The sequence below is a fragment of the Saccharopolyspora spinosa NRRL 18395 genome, from assembly GCF_000194155.1.
GTDB classification, from domain to species: Bacteria; Actinomycetota; Actinomycetes; order Mycobacteriales; family Pseudonocardiaceae; genus Saccharopolyspora; species Saccharopolyspora spinosa.
Genome location: NZ_GL877879.1, coordinates 536237 through 549105, shown reverse-complemented (window position 1 = coordinate 549105; position 12869 = coordinate 536237). Strand labels below are relative to the sequence as shown.

At 69.3% G+C, this 12869-nt stretch carries 16 protein-coding genes; 7 read left to right on the top strand and 9 right to left on the bottom strand.

Translation table 11 applies throughout. From position 1 onward, the window contains the following. Positions 1-100 precede the first annotated feature (100 nt). From SSPN_RS44915 to SSPN_RS0121675, 3 genes are all read right to left on the bottom strand, one after another. The gene (locus SSPN_RS44915; protein ID WP_010308705.1) at positions 101-340 is read right to left on the bottom strand and encodes a hypothetical protein; all 240 of its coding nucleotides are present in this window, start codon (positions 338-340) and stop codon (positions 101-103) included. 174 nt (positions 341-514) lie between these two features. Further along, complete coding sequence (locus tag SSPN_RS0121680; protein WP_010308702.1) at positions 515-814, bottom strand: hypothetical protein; 300 nt, start codon at positions 812-814, stop codon at positions 515-517. Positions 815-919: 105 nt separating this feature from the next. After that, a complete protein-coding gene (locus tag SSPN_RS0121675) occupies positions 920-1132 on the bottom strand; it encodes a hypothetical protein (RefSeq protein ID WP_010308699.1) in 213 nt (70 codons plus the stop codon). 111 nt (positions 1133-1243) lie between these two features. On the opposite strand from SSPN_RS0121675, the gene SSPN_RS0121670 reads away from it, so the two are divergent. After that, on the top strand, positions 1244-2095 hold the full coding sequence (locus tag SSPN_RS0121670; protein ID WP_029535591.1) for a helix-turn-helix domain-containing protein: 852 nt from the start codon (positions 1244-1246) through the stop codon (positions 2093-2095). Beyond that, a complete protein-coding gene (locus SSPN_RS0121665; RefSeq protein ID WP_337466350.1) occupies positions 2055-2267 on the top strand; it encodes a DUF397 domain-containing protein in 213 nt (70 codons plus the stop codon). Before SSPN_RS0121670 ends, SSPN_RS0121665 begins: the two co-directional genes overlap by 41 nt. Before the next feature lie 5 nt (positions 2268-2272). On the opposite strand, the gene SSPN_RS0121660 is transcribed toward SSPN_RS0121665, so the two are convergent. Beyond that, the gene (locus tag SSPN_RS0121660) at positions 2273-5251 is read right to left on the bottom strand and encodes a sacsin N-terminal ATP-binding-like domain-containing protein (protein WP_010308689.1); all 2979 of its coding nucleotides are present in this window, start codon (positions 5249-5251) and stop codon (positions 2273-2275) included. Beyond that, positions 5248-6261 (bottom strand): DUF3027 domain-containing protein, encoded by a 1014-nt coding sequence (locus SSPN_RS0121655; RefSeq protein ID WP_237710682.1) that lies wholly within the window; start codon positions 6259-6261, stop codon positions 5248-5250. The genes SSPN_RS0121660 and SSPN_RS0121655 overlap by 4 nt, the downstream gene beginning before the upstream one ends. Here SSPN_RS0121655 and SSPN_RS0121650 point away from each other — a divergent pair. From SSPN_RS0121650 to SSPN_RS0121635, 4 genes are all read left to right on the top strand, one after another. Next, the gene (locus tag SSPN_RS0121650; protein ID WP_010308681.1) at positions 6190-7008 is read left to right on the top strand and encodes a glutaminyl-peptide cyclotransferase; all 819 of its coding nucleotides are present in this window, start codon (positions 6190-6192) and stop codon (positions 7006-7008) included. The genes SSPN_RS0121655 and SSPN_RS0121650 overlap by 72 nt on opposite strands. Before the next feature lie 19 nt (positions 7009-7027). After that, complete coding sequence (locus SSPN_RS0121645; RefSeq protein WP_010308677.1) at positions 7028-7777, top strand: hypothetical protein; 750 nt, start codon at positions 7028-7030, stop codon at positions 7775-7777. Between the two features lie 382 nt (positions 7778-8159). After that, positions 8160-9878: an MFS transporter gene (locus SSPN_RS0121640; RefSeq protein ID WP_010308673.1), complete on the top strand. Its 1719-nt coding sequence runs from the start codon at positions 8160-8162 to the stop codon at positions 9876-9878. 9 nt (positions 9879-9887) lie between these two features. After that, on the top strand, positions 9888-10364 hold the full coding sequence (locus SSPN_RS0121635) for a DUF2771 family protein (protein WP_010308669.1): 477 nt from the start codon (positions 9888-9890) through the stop codon (positions 10362-10364). 112 nt (positions 10365-10476) lie between these two features. On the opposite strand, the gene SSPN_RS60095 is transcribed toward SSPN_RS0121635, so the two are convergent. The 3 genes from SSPN_RS60095 to SSPN_RS61725 all read right to left on the bottom strand — a co-directional run bounded on the left by SSPN_RS60095 (position 10477) and on the right by SSPN_RS61725 (position 11643). Then, positions 10477-10629 (bottom strand): LuxR C-terminal-related transcriptional regulator, encoded by a 153-nt coding sequence (locus SSPN_RS60095; RefSeq protein WP_010308665.1) that lies wholly within the window; start codon positions 10627-10629, stop codon positions 10477-10479. 248 nt (positions 10630-10877) lie between these two features. Then, positions 10878-11159 carry a serine hydrolase gene (locus tag SSPN_RS0121625; RefSeq protein WP_010308661.1) on the bottom strand — a complete coding sequence of 94 codons (282 nt, stop codon included), beginning with the start codon at positions 11157-11159 and terminating at the stop codon, positions 10878-10880. 91 nt (positions 11160-11250) lie between these two features. Then, positions 11251-11643, bottom strand: coding sequence for a cold-shock protein (locus SSPN_RS61725; RefSeq protein WP_010308657.1), 393 nt, complete (start codon positions 11641-11643; stop codon positions 11251-11253). A 268-nt stretch (positions 11644-11911) separates the two neighbouring features. Between SSPN_RS61725 and SSPN_RS55140 the strand changes: the two genes are divergently transcribed. Continuing rightward, positions 11912-12091 (top strand): hypothetical protein, encoded by a 180-nt coding sequence (locus tag SSPN_RS55140; protein ID WP_237710680.1) that lies wholly within the window; start codon positions 11912-11914, stop codon positions 12089-12091. Positions 12092-12183: 92 nt separating this feature from the next. Here the strand turns inward: SSPN_RS55140 and SSPN_RS0121610 are convergent, their stop codons facing one another. Continuing rightward, positions 12184-12804 (bottom strand): HAD family hydrolase, encoded by a 621-nt coding sequence (locus SSPN_RS0121610; protein ID WP_010308653.1) that lies wholly within the window; start codon positions 12802-12804, stop codon positions 12184-12186. Between the last annotated feature and the right edge of the window lie 65 nt (positions 12805-12869).

Genomic DNA, 12869 nt, shown 5'->3' with positions numbered 1-12869 from the left:
TCGCATGAACGTGCGCTCGCAGAACTCGGAGCACTCCCCCAACGGCCTGTGATCAGGCCGGAGGGCATTATGCAGGACCTCGATGTCGGAAAAGCGGCCTTCAGCCGAAGCTCATCGGACGGACCTCAATTCGTCCACTTCGGACCTCTGCCGCGCAGACGGAGCAGGTGGTGCGCTGGTCTCTGCCGCCGATGTCCTCGGGTGCCGTCATGACGCCGCACACCGCGATCAGCTCCGGCCCATCGCGCCGCGGGTCATCGTCGGGAATCACGTGGTTCTGGTAGCCGAAGGCGGCCCAGCGTCCGATCTTGACGTTCGACTCGTCTTTTGAATGCGTCATCGCGTCCTTCCCGAAGCACAGATGGTCGGTGACCGGGCGCGTGGGGAGGGGGCAATCGCGCCCGGTCACCGGGAAGGGCTGGTGCGGCGGAGTTCGGGGAGGACACCGCACCAGGCACCCTTGGGTGGTACAGCCGCTCAAGGGTGCCCCTCACCTCTCACCTGACGGTGTGAATCAGGTGCGGAGGTGGTGGCGTCCGGTCGGCTCCTCGCGGTCGCCGGGCTCGTCGGGGTCTGTGGTGGGGAATCCCGGTGGTATGTGGGGATGTTCTTGTTCCGCGCGGTGTTCTTCAGCCACGACACGGGTTTCGGCTTCGATGTCGGCTATGAGGTGCCAGACCGTGTAAGCGCCTTCGCCGCCTCCGGCGTGCTGGCCTGTTGAGAACGCGATGGTTCTTGCGGGTAGCTGGGTTGTGAGGATCGCGAGGATCAGCAGGTTGAACAGGACGAACGTGCTGAGCTGAATCCAGAACATCGGTGGTTCTCCTTCGGTTGGTCGAGGGGTGTCAATTTCGCGAGAAATTGGCGTTCATCCGGGGTGACGGTCAATTTCTCGCGAAATTGCGCCGTCCTCGGGTGGTCACAGGCGGGTGGTGAGGGTGTGCCAGCAGCGCATGCAGGTGTCTTTGCGGATCCAGTCCACTTCGGACCGATCGTGCAGCTCCGCTGCGTTCGCTTCCGTCCCGCAGAACGACTTCACCCGCTCGTCGCGCGGAGCTTTCGTTGCTGCGATGGGAAACGCGTGGCGACCACCCGTGACCGGGCGCCAGACGTAGGTCAAGTAGTCAGACATGGGATTCCTTTCTGTCTCTGCGCCGATAAGATCGGTTCAGCTGTCTCCGATCAAGGCGGTTCACCGTTATGTGTAATGGCGGAGTCTCAGGCCCTGAAATAGCGTGGACATATGACAACTGCACGTTCGCGCGGACTGGGTGCCGAGATTCGCAAGCTCCGAAAGGAAGCTGGCCTGCGACTAGAGGAACTGGCAGAGCAGTGTGATTGGTCAAGGGCAACCCTCGGCCGGATCGAGGTCGGGGCCAAGGTTCCTTCAGAAACTGAGATAGCAATCATCCTGGGAACACTCGGCGTCAAGGGGCGGGAGCGAACGCGCATCCTTGAACTCGCCGAGGACGCACACAAGCCGCACTGGTGGGAAGTGGGAAACCCAGGACTGCCACAGCAACTCGTGGCCCTGCTGGAGTTCGAGCGGAGCGCAACGAAGATCACCAACGTGTCGATTGGTCTTGTCCCGGGCTTGCTTCAGATCGCCGACTACACCCGGGCGATCATGGTCGCTGGCGGACTCAGGGACAGCGATGTCGAATCCAGGGTCTCGCTGCGCATGGGGCGACAGACTGTCCTAACTGGAAAGAAGCCAGCGGAGTTCCATGCGCTCATCGATGAGTCTGTCCTGCATCGTCCAGTCGGGGGTGCCGATGTGATGGCAGATCAACTCCGGCACATCGAGCGCATGGCGTGTCGGCCGCACATCAAAATCCAGATAGTCCCTTTCGATCTGGGTGCACACGTCGCCCTTAATGGCAACCAGTTGGTCATGGAGTTCCACCGCCAACGAACGGTCGTCCATCTGGAGCACCGGCGTGTTGGAGCGTTCCTGGACGCTCCAGCCGAGACTTCCCCATTCGTCGAGTCCGTGGCTAGTCTGACCAAAGCAGCGTTGAGCCCTTCCGAATCTGCCAAGCTCATCGCTACGTATGCGAAGAAGATGGAGGAGCGCCATGTCTCCGATCACTAACTGGCGGAAGTCGAGCTACAGCGGTGAAGAAAGCGACTGCGTCGAGGTCGGGATCAGTCCTGACCTGGTCGGGGTTCGGGACACTAAGGATCGGGACGGTGGGACTTTGGTGTTCGGGCAGCCGACCTGGGGGCGGTTCTTAGCCGCCGTGAAGGCTGAGCGGTTCCGTTGAGCCGCTCAGCGCAGGAGGGTTGCTGCTTCCGGGGCGGCTAGCAGGGCCGTCAGGGCGAACCTCTCGTGCCAGGCCCCCGATGCCCAGGCCAGGGCTCGGGCCAGGCCGTCCGGGGTTTGCTCCACGTGGAGCTTTCCCGTGCTTTCGACCCACCAGTGGACGCGCTGCTCTCCGGTCGAGGACCGGACTTTCAGCACGTCGTGGAGGGTCACTTCGCCCGTTGGCACGGTGATTCCGAGGAGTTCGCAGGCCGCCGGGACGCGCGCCACCTCCGGCCAGCGCTGGAGGCGGCCCGGGCCCACCACCTGCATCGTGTTCTCCTCGGACGCCAGCGGCAGGTCCAGGAGTTCCGCCAGCGCCTCCGCGTCAAACTGGTCCGGGCTGCCGCCCGCGATCACCAGCGGCGCTTCCAGCACGCCCAGCATCCACGGCTCGTCGAGCACCACCGCTCGCCCGGTGCTGACCACCGCACCCGACACCGAACGGACCATCTCCGGCGGGTCGAACTCGCCCGGATCCACGACGCCGCGCGCAACCGCGTCCGCCAGCGCTTGGTGCGCGCGCAACGCCGTTCCGGCGCGCACCGCGCGGTCCGGGTCACCGAGTCGTTCCAGCAGGTCTTCGGCGTCGTCGGCGTCCTCGATGACGAGTTTGCCGCGCACACCCGCGATCCGCAGGTGCTCGTCGTCGAGTTCGACATCGGGCACCGCGTCGTACAGGCCCGCGAGTTCTTCGGCCCCGGCGAGGCGCCAGTGTTTGGGCGGGTGTCCTTCGAGCAGCGCGTAGCGCGCGATCCACCAGGCCGAGTAGCTGTGCGGTTCGCGCAGTGCCCGCAGGGTGTCCGGGTTCCGCACCAGCAACCGGATAGCCGCCGGCCAGGCGTCGTCGGCGACCAGGTCGAGGTCGCGGATGCCCATGAACCTGGCGGGTGGCCAGTTCTCGGGCTGCGCGGCTTCCTGCTCCGCCCACCAGTGGTGCGAGTCGGGGAAGTCGTCGTCCGCTTCGGCGGGGTCTTCCTCGACGTGCACCGCGAAGCCGTCCAGCACGCCGATCGACCGCAGCAGGTCCGCTTGCCGGTCGGCCGCGAAGTCCTCGTCCAGCACCGCCAGCGGCGCGTCCTCGCCGACGTACTGGGGGTCGATGACGTCCAGCAGCGCCGCATCGGGCAGCAGGAGTTCGTCCGCCCGGCGGAAATCACCGTCCGCGTCGGGCAGCGCCAACGCGCCCAGCCAGTCGCGCGGCTGCGCGCTCGCGACCAGTCGCAACACCGCCTCCGCCAAGGGCTGCACGTCCGCCCCGGACCGCGCGTCGGTGACGCTGCTGCGCACCGCCTCCTCCAGAGACGGGGCGTCGAGCAGCTCCGCCGGGCCGGCCGGGTGCGCGCCGAGCTTCTCCAGCAGCGGATGCGTCGCTTCGGGGTGCGCGATGCGCAGACCTGAGATGTCCAGTGTGGACAGGAGCGCCGCCGGGTCCGGGTCCGTATTCCGGTGGCTCAGCAGGACATCCCGCACACCGGTGACCGTGCGACCGTCCGCCAGCGGCACCGGCAGCGCGGAGAATTCCTCGCGCGCCAAGGGATCCGCGCCTTCGATCGGGGTCAGCGCGTCGTAGAGGCTGTACCACCAGTGCGGCGGACGCTGCAGGCCGGTGACCGCTTCGACGATCTCCGCCGCGGCGAGCCGCCGGATCGCCAGCACGTGCAGCGACCTGCGGTGGTGGGCATCGGCCAGATCCGCCTTGAGTAGGCCGGGAATCACGTCTTTCAGCAGCTCAACGAGCTCCGGCGAGACGTATTCGAGGACCCGGGATTCCAGCGGTGCTACCAGATTCCCGTTGGCGGCGGGCAGCCATGCCGCGACGCGCAGCCGGTCGTTCACGCCCTGCCGCAGCTTGTCGTCCACATCGGACAGCGGAAAGCCCGGCAGCGGCACCAGCGCCGTGCGGTGCTCTGCGGCGATCTTGCCGACCAGCCCTGGATAGCACTCGGCGGCGAACGTCAACACCGCGTCCGTGGCGGCCGATGCCGACACCCGGCGCCGGTCCGGCTCCACCGGCACGCTCGCCAGCAGCCGCGCGGGCAGCGACAGCCGCTCTTCGGTCGGGGTCGGGGTGTGCAGCACGTCCTCGGCCAGCGGGATCGGCGTGCCGTACTCGTCCAGCGGAATCGCCCAGGTCACGTGCCACTCCGTGGCATGCCGGGCCTCGACGCCCAGACCGGCCAGCGCCATCTCGCTCAACTTGCCCGCCGCGCGGTGCACGAGCCACCGGTCGCTGCGCACCGGGCCGTGCACGACGAACCGGTCATCGGCTTCGTCGTCGCGCCGCCAGGTCTTCTCGCCGATCCGGATCTCGGTCAACCTGGGCAACGAGATCAGCAGATCGGGGACCTGGTCGGTCAACGCCGCCAGCAGCGCGTCCGCGTCCACCTCGGGGCGCAGCGGCAGCCGCACCTCGGTGTCGAAACCCGTCGGCGGCTCGTCGGCGATCGCCCACGGCAGCCGCAGGATCGGCACCACGCCCTCGCGCGCCGCCAACTCCTCGGCCGGGCCCGGCAGCTCCGCCGCCGCTTCCCTGGTCCGCTCCGCGGAAAACGCCACCCCGCCGGACGTCGACACGATCCGTGGTTCGTCGGACACGGCTAGCACCGCCGCGAACCCGACGCCGAACCGGCCGACCGACATGCCCTCGCGCTTGGCCGACGCGCGCAGCGAAGCCAGACCCGCCACGCCGTCCGCGGTCAGCGGCGCACCCGTGTTGGCCACCCGCAGCTCGCGGCCGACGAACTCGACCTGCAGCACACCACCGGTGCCCGCCGCGTCCGCCGCGTTCTGGGCCAACTCGACCAGCAGCCGGTCGCGGTAACCGCCGAGCCGGAGGTCCTCCTCGGCGTTGGCGTCCTCGCGGAACCTGGTCGGCGAAGCCTCCCAGGACTGCAGCACGGCCTGCCGGAGCTCGGCAACGCCGAAGGGGTCCGCTCCGCTCACCCGCGCGGCTCGAAGTCCAGGGTGGCGTCGTCGTAGACGACCTCGGCCACCGGCACCGTCGACGAGGTGTCCACCTCGACCTGGGAATGCGCGCCGCAACCGAACTCGACGCTGACCACGCGGCCGTCCGCGGGCGCGAGCTCGTTGGCACAGACGCCGAACGCACCGCCCATCGAACCCGCCAGCTTCAGGAAGAAACCGCAGGTACCGCAGGCACCGGGGGCCGACCGGGCGATCTCGGAGCGCGGCCCGAAGTCGCCGCTGTGCCAGCGGTCGGCGGCCTCCAGCCGCCCCTCCAGGCTCAGCACCCGCTTGCGGCCGAGACCCACCTCGTGGACGACCTCTTCCACTTCCGGGTCGTCGCTGGCCAGGTAGCCGGGCACCAGCCGCGGGTCGTCCACGGGGGTCGGCAGCAGGTCACCCGCGCCGAGGTCGCCCGGGCGCACCCGCTGGTTCCACGGCACCCAGTCCGGCGCGGTCAACGCGTCCGGACCCGGCAGCAGCACGACCTCGCTGACCGTCACCGGCTCGCCCGGCCCGACGCTGGCGACGGTGACCGCCCAGCGCCACCCGACGTAGCCCGGGTAGTTCGACTCGAAGTAGTGGGTGACCGCGTGCGGGCCCTCCGGCTCGACACCGACGTGCGCCCCGACCGGGGCGTAGACCTCGGTGTCCAGGGTCAGCACCGGCGAGCCGATCGGGTCGTCCCCGGGCCGCGCCTCGTCCTCCGCCGCAGCTCGGGCGACGTCCTCCGCAGCGGCGAGCTCCGGGTTCGGCGGCACGGGCGCAGGCAGCCCGGCGTCCTCGAACGGGGCACCCGCGCCTGGGCTGGTCATCGGAGCAGGCATAGGCGTCACATGCTCGATTGTGCCGTACGTGGTCGTCGCCGCCGTCGGCCGTGTCAGGCTTTCGGGGTGCGACTCCTCCTGACTCGTCGTGTGTTGTGCGGCTGGGTGCTCACCATCGGGCTGGGGCTGGTGGCGTGCGCGCCGCAGGTACCAGCGCAGCACGACGGCCAGGGCAACCGCGAGCAAACCGATCAGGGCGTTGGGCACGCGGGAAGCGTGCCACACCTTCGAGCGGAGGTGATTTCCGTGCTCCCGCACGACCGCTCCTCATTCACTCAGGGCCTCGAACTTGCCGCCGGCACCCTCTACGAAGGGACCGGCTTGCATGGCGAGTCGCTGCTACGCGCCACCGACCTTCCTACCGGCGAGGTGCACCGCGAAACCCGACTCGCGGCCGGACTCTTCGGTGAGGGCATCACCGTCACGGGAGACCGTATCTGGCAGCTCACCTGGCAGGAAGGGGTGGCGCTGGAGCGTGATCGGGAGTCGCTGGCGGAGCTGCGCCGCGTGGGGTACTCCGGCGAGGGCTGGGGCCTGTGCTTCGACGGGGCGCGGCTGGTGATGAGCGACGGCAGCGACCGGTTGACCTTCCGGGACCCGGTGACCTTCGCTCCGATCGGCGGTGTCGGCGTGCGGCTCGGCGGGTCCGCGGCCGACGAACTGAACGAGCTGGAGTGCGTCGGCGGGCAGGTCTGGGCGAACGTGTGGGGCAGCGACCAGATCCTGCGCATCGACCCGTCAAACGGGCAGGTGACCGCTGTGGCGGACGCGTCCGGGCTGCTGAGCCCCCGGCAGCGGGCGGGCACCGACGTGCTCAACGGCATCGCCGCCGTGCCCGGCACCGACGAGTTCCTGCTCACCGGGAAGTACTGGCCGTCGATTTTCCGAGTTCGCTTCGTACCAACGTGATCATTAGTACGGTCGGCGCATGGATGATCAAGAGGACTTGGTGGAGCCGCTGCACGTGCTCTGCGTGCTCGGCACCGGCATGAACTTCGACGCGGTCGAGCGAGTCGCCGGTGCCGTCGGCGGACCGCAGTTCTCGCTGGACCGGGAGTTCTCGGTGCAGGAGCACGATCCGCGGATGCCCGACGCGTTCGAGGCCTGCCTGGCTGGGTTGACCTTCACCGACGCCGACTGGGACGCGGTCGACGAGCACGATTCGGTCGCCTACGTGCTCGCGAAGGGCGGGCAGGAGCACGCTCCCTACATCTCCGAGCGGATGCTGGCCGTGGTTGCGGAGCTGTTCGAGCGCTTGGGCGCGACCGCCATCAAGAGCGAGAGCAGCGGTCTCGCGCACAGTCGGGAGACGTGGCTGGCGCTGGCCGAGGACGCCGCCAAGCCCGATGCGCTCCGCCGGGCCTGGGTGAAGCGGCCGATCCACAGCGGCGACGTGCTGCACAGCTGCGGCATGCACCTGCTCGGGGTGCCCGATGTGGAGTTGGAGACCGAGGGGCTGCTCGACGAGAGCCGGCTCGGCGAGTGGGTGGAGCTGATCGACGGCCTCGCGGGGTACCTGCTGACCGAGCCGCGGGCGGCGGAGATCCGGGACGGCGAGGGGTTCCGGCTCGCCGAGGACGCGCCGCGCTGGCTGCTGCACCAGCACGCGTGCGACCGCTACGACGACGAGGACATCTTCTTCAACCCCTACGGCTACTGGCGCCTGACCCCGGCCTGAGTTCTGCCTGCTCAGATGCCCGTGCGCTTTTTGGGACTGTGGAAGCCGTCGATTTTCAGGCACGGTCCCGCTGCGTGGCCGCAATTTCCTTTGAAATCGAAGGTCCGATTTCAAGTGAATTTGCGCCAGTGCACGGCGTCGGGCTGTATCCGCAGGTCACCGGCCGTGAGCGTGGTTGGGTGCTCGCTATGACTCCGAAAAGCACTGACGGGGCTCCGGAGTTGCTTTGGACCACCCGGACGGGGGTGGTTTTGGGGCGTTGATGTCGCTCGATGGTGTCCGGGTGTATCTGGCAGGCGGGTTCCGTCCTCTTTATCCGTGGGACCGCCGAAATCCGTCGGAGGCCCGATCGGCCGGAGGCGGGTGAGGCAGGATGAACGGTATGGGTTTGCGACGCCACGACCAGCGGTCGGACGCCTCGCGCGGCCGATCGGGCTGGGGCGCCGGGCAGCGCCGCAAGCGCGGTTGGTACGCCGAAGGCGGCCGGGAGGCCGAGCACGGCTCGGCGCAGCGTGCCGAGCCGAACCACGAGCAGCGCGCCGAGAACCGGTTCGAGGCGTCGTCGAGCAGGGACGACCGGCGGGGTTCCGGTGCGAGTTCCCGGCGGGGCGGGCGGCGGTACCCGTGGGAAGAGGATCCGGATTATGAGCACCCGCGCAGCAGCGCCCGGCGGCTGCCACCGCTGCCCGGAGACGACCCCGGCAGCACGGAAGACCCCGAACAGCCCGAACCGGAGAAGCCCCGCAGCACCGCGCCGCCCCGGAAGCTGACCGTCACCCGTGTTGCCGCGTGGCGCAGCCGGGACCTGACGCAACGCGCGATGCGGATGTTCTTCTCGCTCGCGCACGCCGACGGCGCCGACCGGTCCGGGCTCGCGAAGTTCACCTATGCCGTGATGGGCAACTACGCGGTGGACGCCGCGATGGCGGTCGCGCTGGCCAACACGCTTTTCTTCTCCGCCGCCACCGGCGAGAGCAAGGACAAGGTCGCGCTCTACCTGCTGATCACGGTCGCTCCGTTCGCGGTGATCGCCCCGGTGATCGGGCCGGCGCTGGACCGGCTGCAGCAGGGCCGCCGCATCGCGCTCGCCGCGTCCTTCGCGGTCCGGGTGCTGCTCGCGGCCGTGATGGCGCTGAACTTCAACAGCTGGTTGCTGTACCCGGCGGCGCTGGGCTGCATGGTGCTGTCGAAGTCCTTCGGCGTGCTCAAGGCGGCGATGACGCCGCGGGTGCTGCCGTCGCAGATCACGCTGACCAAAGCCAACTCCCGGCTGACCGCGTTCGGCATGGCCGCGGGCGGGATCTTCGGCGCGATCGCCTCCGGCTTCGCCTGGCTGCTGGGTTCCGAGGGCGCGCTGTGGTTCATGGCCGCGATGGCCGCCGGCGGCGTGTGGCTGTGCCTGCGGATTCCCGGCTGGGTGGAGCGCACCGAGGGCGAGGTCCCGACGTCGATCGGCTCCCACCCGCAGCAGGCCAAGAAGGTCCCGCTGAGCGGGCACGTGGTCGTGGCGCTGTGGGGCAACGGCGGCATCCGGGTGCTGACCGGGTTCTTGACGCTGTTCGCCGCGTTCGTGATCAAGCAGAGCACCCAGCACGAGCCGTTCATGCAGCTGGTTCTGCTCGGCCTGGTCGGCGGCGCGGCCGGGGTCGGCAGCTTCCTCGGCAACGGGCTGGGTTCGAAGATGCACTTCGGCAAGCCGGACCGGGTGATCATCGCCTGCCTGGGCAGCGCGCTGGCCGTCGCCGGGTGCGCGGCCGTGCTGGCCGGGCTGCCGCTCGCGGTGGTGGTCGGCCTGGTGGGTGCGACGGCGAGCGCGCTGGCGAAGGTCTGTCTGGACGCGGTGATCCAGCACGACATGCCGGAGGCCTCGCGGGCCTCGGCCTTCGGCCGGTCTGAGACGATCTTGCAGCTCAGCTGGGTCTTCGGCGGCGCGCTGGGCGTCCTGCTGCCACCGGTCTACTGGATCGGGTTCGTCGTCGTCTCCGCCGTGCTGGCGCTGGTGCTGGCGCAGACGATCGTCGCCGGGCGCGGCGGCACGCTGCTGCCCCGCATCCGGCGCCGGGCGGCACCGGCCACCGCACGATCGGGGACCAAGTCGTAGGCTCGGACCGTGCATCGTGGACTGAAGCCGCTGCTGGCGGTGGCGGGCATCGCGCTCGTCGCCGGTTGTGCCGCACCCAGCGAACCGCAGGTCACCTTCTACTCGCACGGGAACTCGGTGGCCGTCAACCCCGCCCAGCTCTGCGACGCGACGGGGCAGAACTGCGTGCAGCCGTCGGAGAACACCGTCGGCAACCTGCGGGTGCCGGACAACGATCCGCTGCAGATCTCGGTGCCCGGCGAGGTCGCCGCCACGCCGTGGCAGGTGGCGTTCATCTACCGCGGCACGAACGGCCAGGAGCTGGACGGCCGCAGCGCGGTCTTCCGCCCCAACGAGCGCCACGCCTACACGCTGCAGGTGCCGCCGGACGGCACCAGGCTGGAGCACGTGGAGGTCCAGCAGTTCTCGGCGGTGCTGACCCAGGGCACGGACGGCGGTGTCGACTTCGGCATCGGCGGCACCTGGATCCTGAACATCCACGAGTGACGGCGGCTTCAGCCGCCGACCAGCCCTGCCTCGTAGGCGGTGATCGCAGCCAGGACGCGATTGTTCGCGGACAGGCGCTGCAGGATCGCCCGGACGTGCGTCTTACGGTGCCTTAGGCCAGGAACAGCCGCTGCGCGACGTCCTGTTTGGACAGTCCCGCGCCGGCCAGCGCCAGCACCTCGCGTTCCCGCCGGGTCAGGGTCGCCACCCGGTCGCGGGCGGCGTTGCGCCGGGTGGCCCGGCCGCCGTGCATCTCCGCGATCACCCGTTGCGAGATCCGAGCGACAGGTACCCCGCGCCGTCGGCGACGGCGCGAACGCCGATGCGGTGTTCGCGCTCCGCCCGGGCGCATGGTCGTAGTTGACGTTGCAGTCCTCACAATGCGCGCCCGGCTCGGCGGCCAGCGAACCAGTGGTCAGCCGCGAGCCGTAGTCGGCGAGCGAGCCCGCGTCTTCCAGCGCGTTGATGTCGATCGTGCGGACGGAGAAACCGGAAGTCTGGTGAACGACTTGCTCACCGCCGCGACCCGCATCGGGGTGTCCGCGGTGATCGGCTGCCCTTGGAATCGTGGCCGTAACCGGCGGCGTGCACGACCCTGTCGTCCTTGGTGACCACGACCGAGAACCCGGGCACGCCGGTGGATTCGAGCGCGTCGGTCAGGTACTCGTCGATGGCGGGCGCAGTCGGCTCTGGCGCGGCGTGCGCCGTCGCCGGGCCGAGGGAGATCCCAAGCGCCACCGCGAGCGCGATGATCTTGGCTTTCTTGCAGGTGAATCTAGGAATCCGGACACCCATCGCCGGATCTGCCGACCGACCACGGCCACCCCTGCCGAAAGGCATGAAGAGGCCGGGCGCACCGCGATGCGCCCGGCCTCCGCGACGTTCGTCAGGTGCCCGGATCGAGCTCGCGGGCGACCGCCCGGACGACCTCACCGATGCGCTTGGCGACCTTGCGATCCGGGTAGCGACCGCGGCGCAGGTCGGGCTGGATCTTCAGCTCCAGGAGCTTGATCATGTCCTCGACCATGCCGTGGAGTTCGTCGGCGGAGCGGCGGTGCGCCTCCGCCACCGACGGCAGCGGGTCCAGCAGCTTCACCTTGAGCGCCTGCGGACCGCGGCGCCCCTGCGCCATGTCGAAGTCGACGCGCTGGCCGGTTTTGAGCGCATCCACGCCGGACGGCAGCGCGGAGGACCGCACGTAAACGTCCTCCCCACCGTCCTGGGTCAGGAAGCCGAAGCCTTTTTCCGCGTCGAACCACTTGACCCTGCCGGTAGGCACTGTCCTCACCGTTCCCTGTCGAATGCGCCGCCCCGGTCTCCGGGGCCTCCGTCGTCGTTGTCTGCTCCGCCGAGTGGGACCGAACGACCCCGGCACGACGAAAGCGCCCCGAATACGCCACGCAGTTGGGCGCGCCGGGACGCGTCACGCCAAGCGTACCGCGTAACCAGCCGATAACACCCGACCTTATTGACCAAGGCCCGCTGCGGCACCCGGTTCAGTCGTGAATACGCTGCTCAGCATGGCTAGTGCAAGGTCCAGGTCCGCAGTGCTCTTGGTATCGATGGTCCTGTTCGGGTTGGGCCTGCTGGCGATCGTCATGATCTTCGGGCTGGCCGCCGCCGGCTACCAGAACCTGCCGATCTGGCTGAACCTCGCCACCCTGCTGTGCCCGGCCGGCCTGATCTTCGGCGTGGTCGCAACCATCTTCCGCAACCGCAGGCGCTGAATCCGCCAAGCGAGACCACGCCCGGCACAGGGGTTCCACGCCCGCGATTTCGCGCGAAATCGCCTCCTACTCCTCCAGGCACCCCAGCACGATCAGGCGTGCTGCGCGAGCCACTCCGGGAACTCCGTCAGGTCGCGCAGCGCGACGTCGGCACCGGCCTCCACCAGCTCGTCGACGCCGTAGGGGCCGGTGGCCACGCCGACGGCGACCGCTCCCGCAGTCTTCGCGCCGACGATGTCGCCGAGGTGGTCGCCGACGTAGATCGTCGCGCCCTCCTCGCGCAGCACCTCACCCTTCGCCGCGGCGAATACATCGCCGGCGAGCAGGTCGACGTCCCAGCCGAACGCCTTGAGATGCAGGGCCGCGTTCGGCTCGAACTTCCCGGTTATCACCAACGTGCGCCCGCCGGCTTCGCGGACCGCATCCAGCGCCCGCGCGGCGCCCGGCATCGGCTCGGTCACCCCGACCACCACTGACGGGTAGATCTCGCGGAAGTGGTTAACCAGCCGCTCGACCATCGGCTCGTCGAAGCCGTATCCGCGCATCGCGTCGGCCAGCGGCGGCCCCAGGTGCGCGGCGAAGGCCTCGCCGTCCAGTGACAACGCGAACTCCGCGTTCAGTGCTTCGATGGCGCGCACCATGCCGGGGCGCGGGTCGATCAGGGTCATGTCCAGGTCGAAACCGACGGTCGGGGCACTGCGCTGTTCTGCCACGCGCCTCACCCTACGTACGAGCGGACTCGCCGCCCGGCTCCCAATCCCTTGACTCGAAACTGTGC

What these genes read in the sequence shown, in the direction of transcription:
- SSPN_RS0121640 (WP_010308673.1), top strand. Translation starts at nt 8,160, where the DNA reads ATGGGTTTGCGACGCCACGACCAGCGGTCGGACGCCTCGCGCGGCCGA.
- SSPN_RS0121625 (WP_010308661.1), bottom strand. Translation starts at nt 11,159, where the DNA reads ATGGGTGTCCGGATTCCTAGATTCACCTGCAAGAAAGCCAAGATCATC.
- SSPN_RS0121680 (WP_010308702.1), bottom strand. Translation starts at nt 814, where the DNA reads ATGTTCTGGATTCAGCTCAGCACGTTCGTCCTGTTCAACCTGCTGATC.
- SSPN_RS0121675 (WP_010308699.1), bottom strand. Translation starts at nt 1,132, where the DNA reads ATGTCTGACTACTTGACCTACGTCTGGCGCCCGGTCACGGGTGGTCGC.
- SSPN_RS44915 (WP_010308705.1), bottom strand. Translation starts at nt 340, where the DNA reads ATGACGCATTCAAAAGACGAGTCGAACGTCAAGATCGGACGCTGGGCC.
- SSPN_RS0121670 (WP_029535591.1), top strand. Translation starts at nt 1,244, where the DNA reads ATGACAACTGCACGTTCGCGCGGACTGGGTGCCGAGATTCGCAAGCTC.
- SSPN_RS0121645 (WP_010308677.1), top strand. Translation starts at nt 7,028, where the DNA reads ATGGATGATCAAGAGGACTTGGTGGAGCCGCTGCACGTGCTCTGCGTG.
- SSPN_RS0121665 (WP_337466350.1), top strand. Translation starts at nt 2,055, where the DNA reads ATGCGAAGAAGATGGAGGAGCGCCATGTCTCCGATCACTAACTGGCGG.